Annotated in this window: 9 protein-coding genes; 8 read left to right on the top strand and 1 reads right to left on the bottom strand. The window is 74.2% G+C overall.

What is annotated here, in order from left to right; translation table 11 throughout:
• Together AS857_RS36540 and AS857_RS36535 are read left to right on the top strand one after the other, a co-directional pair.
• A partial coding sequence (locus AS857_RS36540) for a methionine adenosyltransferase domain-containing protein (RefSeq protein ID WP_160330293.1) occupies positions 1 to 233 on the top strand: 233 nt, incomplete at its 5' end.
• A gap of 101 nt (positions 234 to 334) precedes the next feature.
• On the top strand, positions 335 to 2,491 hold the full coding sequence (locus AS857_RS36535; protein WP_058047778.1) for a primosomal protein N': 2,157 nt from the start codon (positions 335 to 337) through the stop codon (positions 2,489 to 2,491).
• A 324-nt stretch (positions 2,492 to 2,815) separates the two neighbouring features.
• Here the strand turns inward: AS857_RS36535 and AS857_RS36530 are convergent, their stop codons facing one another.
• Positions 2,816 to 3,331: a hypothetical protein gene (locus tag AS857_RS36530; protein ID WP_058047777.1), complete on the bottom strand. Its 516-nt coding sequence runs from the start codon at positions 3,329 to 3,331 to the stop codon at positions 2,816 to 2,818.
• Between the two features lie 270 nt (positions 3,332 to 3,601).
• Here AS857_RS36530 and fmt point away from each other — a divergent pair, with 270 nt between their 5' ends.
• The 6 genes from fmt to hppD all read left to right on the top strand — a co-directional run bounded on the left by fmt (position 3,602) and on the right by hppD (position 11,074).
• A complete protein-coding gene (gene fmt / locus AS857_RS36525) occupies positions 3,602 to 4,537 on the top strand; it encodes a methionyl-tRNA formyltransferase (RefSeq protein ID WP_058047776.1) in 936 nt (311 codons plus the stop codon).
• Positions 4,538 to 4,589: 52 nt separating this feature from the next.
• Positions 4,590 to 6,014, top strand: coding sequence for an RsmB/NOP family class I SAM-dependent RNA methyltransferase (locus tag AS857_RS36520; protein ID WP_058047775.1), 1,425 nt, complete (start codon positions 4,590 to 4,592; stop codon positions 6,012 to 6,014).
• A gap of 379 nt (positions 6,015 to 6,393) precedes the next feature.
• The gene (gene rpe, locus AS857_RS36515) at positions 6,394 to 7,080 is read left to right on the top strand and encodes a ribulose-phosphate 3-epimerase (protein WP_058047774.1); all 687 of its coding nucleotides are present in this window, start codon (positions 6,394 to 6,396) and stop codon (positions 7,078 to 7,080) included.
• Between the two features lie 152 nt (positions 7,081 to 7,232).
• Complete coding sequence (locus AS857_RS36510; protein WP_173864883.1) at positions 7,233 to 8,222, top strand: sugar-binding transcriptional regulator; 990 nt, start codon at positions 7,233 to 7,235, stop codon at positions 8,220 to 8,222.
• A gap of 335 nt (positions 8,223 to 8,557) precedes the next feature.
• Positions 8,558 to 9,787, top strand: coding sequence for a cytochrome P450 (locus tag AS857_RS36505; protein WP_058047773.1), 1,230 nt, complete (start codon positions 8,558 to 8,560; stop codon positions 9,785 to 9,787).
• 111 nt (positions 9,788 to 9,898) lie between these two features.
• Entirely contained in the window at positions 9,899 to 11,074 is a 1,176-nt protein-coding gene (hppD, locus tag AS857_RS36500) for a 4-hydroxyphenylpyruvate dioxygenase (protein WP_058047772.1), read from the top strand.
• Positions 11,075 to 11,110 lie beyond the last annotated feature (36 nt).

Below are 11,110 nucleotides of genomic sequence, written 5' to 3'. Positions count from 1 at the left end.
TCGGCCTGTTCGTCGAGACCTTCGGCACCAACACCGTCGACACGGACAGGATCGAGACCGCGATCGCCGAGGTCTTCGACCTCCGCCCGGCCGCGATCATCCGTGACCTGGACCTGCTGCGTCCGATCTACGCGCAGACCGCCGCCTACGGCCACTTCGGCCGTGAGCTGCCGGACTTCACGTGGGAGCGCACGGACCGTGTCGAGGCCCTGAAGAAGGCCGCCGGCCTGTAGGCACCCCGGGGTACGCCCCGATCACTGCCGTCCTGAACGCCGGGCGGGCCGGAACTCCGGCCCGCCCGGCGTTGTCAGTGGCGTCTGGTAGGACTGTGGCTGTGAGCAGCGAGAACGGGCGGTCCCAGGGCAAGCCTCCGGAGCACGGGGAGCAGCTCGCGCTCATACGGGAGAGCGTGCGCGAGGCCAAGGCGAAGGCGCCCAAGGCCAAGCCGCGCACGTGGCGGAACGCCCCCCTGGCCAAGACGCTGCCCGTCGCGCGGGTGCTCGTGGACAAGGGGCCCGTCCACCTGGACCGGCTGTGGGACTACGCCGTCCCCGAGGAGCTCGACGCCGACGCCCGGCCCGGGGTGCGGGTGCGGGTGCGCTTCGGCGCCGGGACGCGCAATGTGCGCGGGGGCCGCCGCGAGGGCGGCGGGCTCCTCGACGGGTACATCGTCGACCGGGTGGCCGAGTCCGACTACCAGGGGCCGCTCGCCGCGATCGCCCAGGTCCTCTCGCCGGAGCCGGTGCTCGGCCCCGCCCTCTACGACCTCTGCCGGTCGGTCGCCGACCGGTACGCCGGCTCGCTCGCCGACGTGCTGCAGCTGGCCGTCCCGCCCCGGCACGCCCGCATCGAGGCCGAGCCCTCGCCCGCCCCGCTGCCCCCGCCGGGGGTGCCGGAGCCCGGGAGCTGGGCGCGGTATCCCACCGGGCCCGCCTTCCTCGACGCCGTGGCCCGGGGCGACGCCCCGCGGGCCGTGTGGACGGCGCTGCCCGGCCCGCACTGGCCGCAGGAGCTCGCGCGGGCCGCGGCGGCGGCGCTCTCGTCCGGGCGCGGCGCGCTGGTCGTCGTGCCGGACGGGCGGGACGCGGCCCGCGTCGACGCCGCCCTCGGGGAGCTCCTGGGGGAGGGCCGGCACGTGCTGCTGACGGCCGAGCTCGGGCCCGAGGAGCGGTACCGCCGCTGGCTCGCGGTCAGCCGGGGCTCGGTGCGGGCCGTGGTCGGCACGCGGGCGGCGATGTTCGCGCCCGTGCGGGACCTCGGGCTCGTCGCCGTCTGGGACGACGGGGACGGGAGCCACAGCGCGCAGAACGCTCCGCACCCGCATTCCCGCGAGGTGCTCGTGCAGCGCGCGGTGCACGAGAAGGCCGCGTTCCTGCTCGGCGGCTTCGGCTGCACGGTGGAGGCCGCCCAGCTGGTGAACACGGGGTGGGCCCTGCCGCTCGCCGCCGCCCGCGAGACCGTGCGGGCCGTCGCCCCTGCCGTGCGGACCGTCGGTGACTCCGACGAGGCCCGCGACGCGGCGGCGCGCGCCGCCCGGCTGCCCAGCCACGCCTGGCAGGCCGCCCGCGAGGGTCTCAAGCACGGGCCGGTGCTGGTCCAGGTGCCCCGCCGCGGCTATGTGCCCCGCCTCGGCTGCGAGCGGTGCCGCGAGCCCGCCCGGTGCGGGCACTGCGCCGGCCCCCTGGAGGCCGGCGGCGCCGACGGCGCGCTGCGGTGCGGCTGGTGCGGGCAGGAGGCGCCTCCGGGCTGGCACTGCACGGAGTGCGGCGGCTCCCGGCTGCGGGCCCGGGTCGTGGGCGCGGGACGCACCGCCGAGGAGCTCGGCCGGGCCTTCCCGTCCGTGCCCGTACGGACCTCCGGGCGCGACCACATCCTCGACACGGTGCCCGACCGGCCCGCGATCGTCGTCTCCACGCCCGGCGCGGAGCCCGTCGCCGAAGGGGGCTACGCCGCGGCGCTGCTCCTGGACGGCTGGGCCCTGCTGGGCTTCCCCGACCTGCGGGCGGGGGAGGAGGCGCTGCGGCGCTGGCTGTCCGCGGCCGCGCTCGTGCGCGGGCAGACGGAGGGCGGCGTCGTCGTCGTGGTCGCCGAGCCCACGCTGCGGCCCGTACAGGCGCTCGTGCGCTGGGATCCCGCCGGGCACGCGATGCGCGAGCTCGCCGACCGCGCGGAGCTCGGCTTCCCGCCGGTGTCCCGGATGGCGTCGGTCACGGGCCCGCCGGAGGACGTCGCGGACCTGCTCGCCGCGGCGGAGCTGCCGGAGGACGCGGAGGTGCTGGGGCCGGTGCCGCTGCCCGTGACGGCCGCGGGCCGCCCGCGCCGGCCCGGCGACCCGCCGCCGGGGGAGCGGTGGGAGCGGGCCCTGCTCCGGGTGCGCCCTGGGCGGGGGGCGGCACTGGCCGCCGCCCTCAAGACCGCCCAGGCCGCGCGGCTCGCTCGCCGCGACGGCGAACCGGTCCGCTTGCGCGTCGACCCACCGGACATCGGCTGACGGTTCGCCGGGCGCCTCCGGCGGGGGTGCGGGCAGTCGCCGGGGGTGCCCGGCACGGGTCGTGTGGGTCTTGGGACTCCGCCCCAAGAATCCGCCGCGACGGTGATCGGCCCGGATGGCGGGGTTCGGCGGTGCCGAACGGCCTGAGGTGGGCTCGGCACCGCCGGTTGCGTTGTTGGGGGTTGTTGGCGGCGGCGGGGGTGGGGTGCCCGGTGCGTGGCAGGTGGGTTTTGGGGCTCCGCCCTTGGAATCCGCCGCGGCGGCGAGCACCCCCGGCACCGCCGGCTCGCGCCCTGGCCGTCGTCCCGGGAGCCGCCCGCAGGGCTAGCCGTTGCGGGGGCCGGGGAAGGCCGGGGGGCGTTGTTCCTCGCGGTGGGTGGGGGCCGGCGCCTGGCCGGGGACCGTGCGGGCCGCCGGGACCACCGGCATCGGTGCCGGCGCCGGCTCGGCGGTGCGCACCGCCTCCGCGGCCTCCGCCGCGCCCTGCCCGTTGGCACGGCGCGCCCCGTAACGGCGGTGCACCGCCTGCTTGGTGACCCCGAGGGCCGAGCCCACCGCGTCCCACGAGAAGCCCAGCGAGCGGTCGAAGTCGACCGCGGCGGTCACCAGGGTCTCGACGCTGTCCCGCAACTCCTGCGCCAGCCGTACGGTCGGCGCGGGTGCCCGCCCGTAGACGACGAAGCCGGCCGAGGGGCCGGTGCGCCGCGGGCGGTAGACGTTGCCCAGCTGAGCGGTGAGGGTGCGCAGGGCGTCCACCTGCCTGCGGACCCGCTCGATGTCCCGGACCAACAGATGCAGGCTGGCCCGTGCCTGGGCGTCGTGGGTTGCGTGGTCGGCCATGAAGAAGCCTCTCGGACCGGCGGGGTAAAAGGACGGAAAAAGACGAGAGTTGACGCGTCAGTCGACGAGCAACGGACGGAGGGCCGCGGATGCGGCCCGATTCGGTCAATCTCTCTTGACCACAACGCGCCATTGGCCGCCGGGTCACGGTATGGGGGCGCACATCCGCCGGAATGAGGCGCGAGACAATCCGTACGCCCCCTCGGGGCCGGGCCCTTTAGACTGGTGGGCCGTTCCGCTCGGCGCTCGAGGAGAGGTAGTTCGCCACCCATGAGGCTCGTCTTCGCCGGTACCCCCGAGGTCGCCGTCCCCGCCCTCGACGCCCTGCTCGCCTCGGACCGCCACGAGGTCGTCGCCGTCGTCACGCGGCCCGACGCCCCCGCCGGCCGCGGTCGCCGCCTGGTGGCGAGCCCCGTCGCCGAGCGCGCGGAGGAGGCCGGCATCGAGGTGCTCAAGCCCGCGCGCCCGCGCGACGAGGACTTCCTCGCCCGGCTGCGCGAGATCGCCCCGGACTGCTGCCCGGTCGTCGCCTACGGCGCGCTGCTGCCGAAGGCCGCCCTGGACATCCCCGTGCACGGCTGGGTCAACCTGCACTTCTCGCTGCTGCCCGCGTGGCGTGGCGCGGCCCCGGTCCAGCACTCGATCCTCGCGGGCGACGAGGTCACCGGCGCGTCCACCTTCCTCATCGAGGAGGGCCTGGACTCGGGTCCCGTCTACGGCGTGGTCACCGAGGTGGTGCGGCCCACCGACACCAGCGGCGACCTGCTGACCCGGCTCGCCTTCGCCGGCTCGGGGCTGCTCGCCGCCACCATGGACGGCATCGAGGACGGCTCGCTCAAGGCCGTGCCGCAGCCCGCCGAGGGCGTCTCCCTCGCCCCGAAGATCAATGTCGAGGACGCCCGGATCGACTGGTCCGTGCCCGCCCTGCGCGTGGACCGGGTGGTCCGCGGGTGCGCCCCGGCGCCGGGCGCGTGGACGCTCTTCCGCGGCGAGCGGCTGAAGGTCATGTCGGTGGTGCCCGCCCCCGGCCGGGACGGCCTCGAGCCCGGCGAGATCGCCGCGGCCAAGAACTCCGTGCACGTGGGGACCGGTTCCCACGCCGTCGAGCTGCAGTGGGTCCAGCCGCAGGGCAAGAAGCCGATGAAGGCCGCCGACTGGGCCCGGGGCGTCCGTATCGCCGCAGGCGAGCGGCTCGGCGCGGCCTGAGGGCAGAGCGTAGGCTGGACACCTTCGCCACCCCAGCCCCGGAGCACCTTTCGTGAACGACCGTCCCGCCCGCCGCCCCGCAAAGCCCTACCGCCGGCCCAAGAAGGACCCGGTGCGGATCCTCGCCTTCGAGGCGCTGCGGGCGGTCGACGAGCGGGACGCGTACGCGAACCTGGTCCTGCCGCCGCTGCTGCGCAAGGCCCGGGAGAAGGGCGACTTCGACGCGCGCGACGCCGCGCTCGCCACGGAGCTGGTCTACGGGACGCTGCGCCGCCAGGGGACGTACGACACGATCATCGCCTCGTGCGTCGACCGGCCGCTGCGCGAGGTGGACCCGCCGGTCCTGGACGTGCTGAGCCTCGGTGCGCACCAGCTGCTCGGCACGCGCATCCCGCCGCACGCGGCGGTCTCCGCCAGCGTCGAGCTGGCGCGCGTCGTCCTCGGCGACGGCCGGGCGAAGTTCGTGAACGCCGTGCTGCGGAAGATCACCGCGCACGACATGGAGGAGTGGCTGGAAAAGGTCGCCCCGCCGTACGAGGACGATCCCGAGGAGCACCTCGCCGTGGTGCACGCGCACCCGCGCTGGGTCGTCTCCGCCCTGTGGGACGCGCTCGGCGGCGGCCGCGCCGGCATCGAGGACCTGCTGGAGGCCGACAACGAGCGGCCCGAGGTGACGCTCGTCGCCCGGCCGGGCCGCTCCACCACGGACGAGCTGCTGGCGGCCGTCGGTGAGGAGTCGGCGCTGCCCGGCCGCTGGTCGCCGTATGCCGTACGGCTCGCCGAGGGCGGCGAGCCCGGGGCGCTGGAGGCCGTGGCGGAGGGCCGCGCAGGCGTGCAGGACGAGGGCAGCCAGCTGGTCGCCCTCGCCCTCGCCTCCGTGCCCCTGGAGGGGCCGGACGCGCGCTGGCTCGACGGCTGCGCGGGGCCCGGCGGCAAGGCGGCGCTCCTCGGGGCGCTGGCCGCCGAGCGGGGGGCGGCGCTGCTCGCCTCCGAGAAGCAGCCGCACCGGGCCCGCCTGGTCGGGCGGGCGCTCGCCGGGAACCCCGGCCCGTACCAGGTCATCGCCGCGGACGGCACGCGCCCGCCGTGGCGCGAGGGGGTCTTCGACCGCGTCCTCGTCGACGTGCCCTGCACCGGTCTCGGCGCCCTGCGCCGCCGCCCCGAGGCGCGCTGGCGGCGCCGCCCGGAGGACGTGGCGGGCTTCGCCCCCCTCCAGCGCGACCTGCTGCGGGAGGCGCTGCGCGCCGTGCGGGTCGGCGGGGTCGTGGGGTACGCGACGTGCTCGCCGCACCCGGCCGAGACGAAGGCCGTCGTCGACGACGTGCTCAAGCGCGAGGGCGTCAGCGCGGAGTGGATCGACGCGCGTCCGCACATGCAGGGCGTCCCGGCACTTGGCGAGGGCCCGGACGTCCAGCTGTGGCCGCACCTGCACGGCACGGACGCGATGTACCTGGCCCTCCTCCGCCGCACCGCCTAGCGGCGGGCTCGGGGGTTCGCCCACCGTGGGCGGGTGCCAGGGAAGAGGCCGCGCCTCCTCTCTCCGCCGCCGTGGCGCGCAAGGCTGAGCAGCCGTGGCACCGCCGGTCCGCGCCGCGGTGGCTGGTCGCCGTTGCGGCGGAGGGAAGTGAAGCGGTTGCGCCGCTTCGATCTGCTGCCGCGGGGTGGGTGTCGGAAGAGGCCTGCGCCTCTTCTCTCCGCCGCCGTGGCGCGTAACCCCCATGGTGGTGTCCGGCGGTGCGGGGCCGGCCTCAGGTCGTAGCCCGTGGCGGAGACGGCGGCGTGGCCGGGGACGTCGCCGGACCCGCACAAGTGGGCCCCCGCACAGCGGAGCGCAGCGGACATGGCAGGCTTAAGGCATGGCCGCGCAGATCAACCCCAGCATCCTGTCCGCCGACTTCGCCCGACTCGCCGACGAGGCCGAGGCGGTCAAGGGCGCCGACTGGCTCCACGTGGACGTCATGGACAACCATTTCGTCCCCAACCTCACCCTCGGCGTGCCGATCGTCGAGTCGCTGAGCCGGGCCACGGACACCCCGCTGGACTGCCACCTGATGATCGAGGACCCGGACCGCTGGGCGCCGCAGTACGTGGAGGCCGGTGCGGGTTCGGTGACCTTCCACGCGGAGGCCGCGGCCGCCCCGGTGCGGCTCGCGCGGGAGATCCGGGCGAAGGGCGCGCGGGCCTCGATGGCGCTGAAGCCGGCGACGCCGATCGAGCCGTACGAGGACCTGCTGCCCGAGCTGGACATGCTGCTGATCATGACCGTCGAGCCCGGCTTCGGCGGCCAGGCGTTCCTGGACATCATGCTTCCGAAGATCCGCCGCACGCGGGAGCTGATCTCGCGGCACGGCCTGCAGATGTGGCTGCAGGTCGACGGCGGGGTCTCGGCGGAGACGATCGAACGGTGCGCGGAGGCCGGCGCGGACGTGTTCGTGGCCGGATCCGCCGTCTACGGTACGGAGGACCCGGCGGCGACCGTACGGGCCCTGCGCGCCCAGGCGGAGCGTGCCACGGCCGGTGCGGCCTGGGCCTGCGGGCACTGAGCGGGGTGCCGCGCTCGCCCGAAATGCTGAGCGCGAAGGTCAAGGTCTGATCAAGGACCGCCGTTTCTGACAGGATGACGGTGGAGTCCAAGCTCGAACAGCATGAAAACAGTGAGGAGACGGTGGTGTCGACGGGCCGTTCAGCCACGCCGATGGGGCCCGCCGAGCTGGTGCAGGCGGCGGCCATGGCCCGCCGCTTCTACCTCGAGGGCAAATCGAAGATCCAGATCGCCGAGGAGTTCGGCGTGAGCCGCTTCAAGGTCGCCAGGGTGCTGGAGACGGCGCTCGAACGCGATCTCGTGCGGATCGAGATCAGGGTCCCGGCCGAGCTGGACGCGGAGCGCTCCGACGCGCTGCGCGCCCGCTACGGCCTGCGCCACGCGGTCGTCGTGGAGTCCCCGGCCGACGCCGCGGACGATGCGCCCGACCCCGAGAACCTCGGCGAGGTGGCCGCAGACCTGCTCGGCGAGCTGGTGCACGAGGGCGACGTGCTGGGCCTGGCCTGGGGCCGCTCGACCATTCACATGGCCGCGGCGCTGCACCGGCTGCCGCCGTGCACGGTCGTCCAGCTGACCGGCGTCTACGACGCGGGCACGGCGGAGCGCGGCTCGGTGGAGGCCGTGCGGCGTGCCGCGCAGGTCTCGGGCGGCGAGGCGCACCCGATCTACGCGCCGATGCTGCTGCCGGACCCGGCCACGGCCGCGGCGCTGCGCGGCCAGACGGGCATCGCGCGCGCCTTCGACTACTTCGACAAGGTGACCGTCGCGGCCGTCTCCATCGGCTCGTGGGCGCCCGGCATCTCGACCGTCTACGACATGCTCACCGAGGAGGAGCGGGCCCACTACGCCTCCCTGGGCGCCGCCGCGGAGATGTCCGCGCACCTCTTCGACGCCGAGGGCCGCCGCATCGGCCGGGACCTGGGCGAGCGCTGCATCACGGTCGAGGCCGACCGGCTGCGCCGCATTCCGGAGGTCGTCGCGATCGCGGGCGGGCTGCGCAAGGCGGCGGCGATCGGTGCGGTGCTGCGCTCCGGGCTGGTCACCAGCCTGGTGACGGACACCGCCGCCGCGGACCACCTGCTGCTGGAGACCGGCCCGGGGCCGCGTCCGGCGCTGGACCGGGCGGATCCGGACGGCGCGTAGCGGGCGGCAGCGGGGATCCGCAGCGAGCGGGAGACGGAGTGAGCGGGCGGCGTGCCGAGGGCACGCCGCCCGCTTTTTCCTTCTCCTATTTCGGCGTTGTGAAAACGCAGGGCGGAACTTTGCATTCCATTGGTAATTCCACCGGTCGGCAGTCCGGTTTTTTCTTTGTGTGACCGAGGTCATGGAGCGGTCCCCGGTCGCCCCGGCGGCCGATTCCAGCTGCGAAGATAAGCAAACCCGAATAGCGCCAGTAGACAAGATAGCTTGACACTACAAATTTGCCTCAGCAGACTCAATTTCCGTGCGCAGCCTCTTCCGGAAAGGACGTCCTGAAGGTGAATGACGACAAGACACTCCAGGTGCGGTCCTACCCATTCGGCGATCCGGCCGGACTCGAATTGGACCCGCTTTACGCGGAGCTCCGCGAGAGCGAGCCGCTGAGCCGGGTGCAGCTGCCGTACGGCGACGAGGCCTGGCTGGCCACCCGCTACGCCGACATCCGCAAGGTGATGACGGACAACACCTTCAGCCGGGCGGCCACGCTCCACCGGGACGAACCGCGGATCGGCGAGGAGGTCGTCGACCGCGGACTGCTGTCGATGGACCCGCCGGACCACACCCGGCTGCGCCGGGTCGCCAACGCCGGCCTGACCCCGCGGCAGACCGAGCGGCTGCGCCCGCTCACCGAGCGGATAGCCGACGAACTGCTCGACGCATTGTCCCGCAAGGAATCCGGGGAATCCCCGGCCGACCTGATGGCCGAATTCATCAACCCGCTCGCCGTCACGGTGATCTGCGAACTGCTCGGCGTTCCCTTCGAGGACCGTGCGGATTTCCAGGAATGGTCGCAGGCGGTGGTTTCCACCACATCGCTCCCGCCGGCGAAGATGAATGAATACATGGGGAATCTGCACAGCTATATGGCGAAGCTGGTCGCCATCCGGCGCAGCGAGCCGACCGACGGCCTCCTCAACGGCATGATCCAGGCCCGGGACGAGGACCCGGAGCGGCTCACCGAGGACGAGCTCGTGCTCGTGGCCGTGCGCCTGCTCGCCCCCGGCGTGCAGAACACCGTGCTCACCCTCGCCAACTTCGTGCTCGTGCTCATGCAGCACCCGGAGGAGTTCGACCGGCTGCGCACGGACCCCGGCCTCGTGCCCGCGGCCGTCGAGGAGCTGATCCGCTACACCCCCTTCCACACCTCCACGATGTTCCCCCGCTACGCGACCGAGGACGTCGAGCTCGGCGGGACCGTCGTGCGGGCGGGCGAGGCCGTCGTCGGCTCGATCTGCGCGGCCAACCGGGACCGGGACGTCTTCTCCTCGCCCGAGGAACTCGACTTCGAGCGCGGCCCCAACCCGCACCTGGGCTTCGGCCTCGGCGCCCACTTCTGCCCCGGCGCGCACCTGGCCCGCATGCAGCTGCAGGTCGCCATCGCCGCGCTCGCGCGCCGCGTCGAGGGCCTGCGGCTCGCGGTCCCCGAGGAGGAGCTGAGCTGGAAGCAGGGCATGGTCGTGCGCTGGCTCGACGCCCTGCCCGTCACCTGGTCCCGCATCAGCGGCTGACCGGCCCGCGCCGCCCGGCTCGTCCGCCCATCGGCCCGCGCCGCCGGGCACCCGGCCCCGCCGCCCTTCACCCCTCACTCCTCTTCCCCACGAAAGAGACGGGAACGACCGATGAACGCTGTGTCCACGGCCCTCGCGGCCCCCTCTTCCGCCCCTCTTGCCCCTCCCACCGCCCCTGCCGCCGACCCCTTCCCCCTCCTCGGCAACGACGCGGTCGTCTTCGCCGTGGGCAACGCCCGCCAGGCGATGCACTTCTACCGCACCGCGTTCGGGATGCGCGTGACGGCCTACCGCGGCCCGGAGACCGGCACGCCCGAGACCGTCTCCTACGTGCTGGAGTCCAAGGGCGTCCGCTTCGTCCTCACCTCGCCGGTCCAGCCGCACACCGAGGCCGGCCGCGTGCTCGCCGAGCACATAGCCGCCCACGGCGACGGCGTCACCGACGTGGCCCTGCAGGTCCCCGACGCCCGCGCCGCCTACGCCGGCGCCGTCGAGCGGGGCGCGCACGGCCTCGCCGCGCCGTACGAGCTCACCGACGAGTGGGGCACGGTCGTGCTGGCCCGCATCGCCGCCTACGGCGACACCGTCCACACCCTCGTCGACCGCACCCGCTACTCCGGCCCCTACCTGCCGGGTTACGAGGCGGTCGACCCCGAGCGCTTCGGCCCGCAGGGCGAGCCGCTGTTCGAGCTCATCGACCACGTCGTCGGCAACGTCGAGCTCGGCGCCATGGACAAGTGGATCGAGTTCTACCAGCGCGTCATGGGCTTCACCCAGATCCAGGAGTTCACCGACGAGGACATCGCCACCGAGCTGTCCTCGCTGATGTCCAAGGCCCTGGGCGACGGCAGCGGCAAGGTGAAGTTCAACGTCAGCGAGCCGGCCATCGGCAAGCGCAAGTCGCAGATCGACGAGTACCTGGAGTTCTACGGCGGCCCGGGCGTGCAGCACATCGCCCTCGCCACCGACGACATCGTCGGCACCGTCCGCGCGATGCAGGCGGCCGGCGCGGAGTTCCTCACCACCCCCGGCGCCTACTACGACGTCCTCGCCGAGCGCATCGGCGACATGCGCGTCCCGGTGGACGAGCTGCGGGAGCTGAACATCCTCGCCGACCGCGACGAGGACGGCTACCTGCTGCAGATCTTCACCAAGCCGGTCCAGGACCGCCCCACCGTCTTCTTCGAGATCATCGAGCGGCGCGGCGCCAAGGGCTTCGGCCGGGGCAACTTCCAGGCGCTGTTCGAGGCCATCGAGCGGGATCAGGCCCTGCGCGGCAACCTCTGACCCACCCCGCAAGCCCGGCAACCCCGTACCACCTCT

Source organism: Streptomyces roseifaciens (assembly GCF_001445655.1).
Taxonomy (GTDB): Bacteria; Actinomycetota; Actinomycetes; order Streptomycetales; family Streptomycetaceae; genus Streptomyces; species Streptomyces aureoversilis.
The sequence above is the reverse complement of the archived record's forward strand: the minus strand, read 5'-3'. Positions and strand labels throughout refer to the sequence as shown.

Coding starts and splice junctions, on each gene's coding strand:
- fmt (WP_058047776.1), top strand. CDS start 3,602: ATGAGGCTCGTCTTCGCCGGTACCCCCGAGGTCGCCGTCCCCGCCCTC.
- rpe (WP_058047774.1), top strand. CDS start 6,394: ATGGCCGCGCAGATCAACCCCAGCATCCTGTCCGCCGACTTCGCCCGA.
- hppD (WP_058047772.1), top strand. CDS start 9,899: ATGAACGCTGTGTCCACGGCCCTCGCGGCCCCCTCTTCCGCCCCTCTT.
- AS857_RS36530 (WP_058047777.1), bottom strand. CDS start 3,331: ATGGCCGACCACGCAACCCACGACGCCCAGGCACGGGCCAGCCTGCAT.
- AS857_RS36510 (WP_173864883.1), top strand. CDS start 7,233: ATGGGGCCCGCCGAGCTGGTGCAGGCGGCGGCCATGGCCCGCCGCTTC.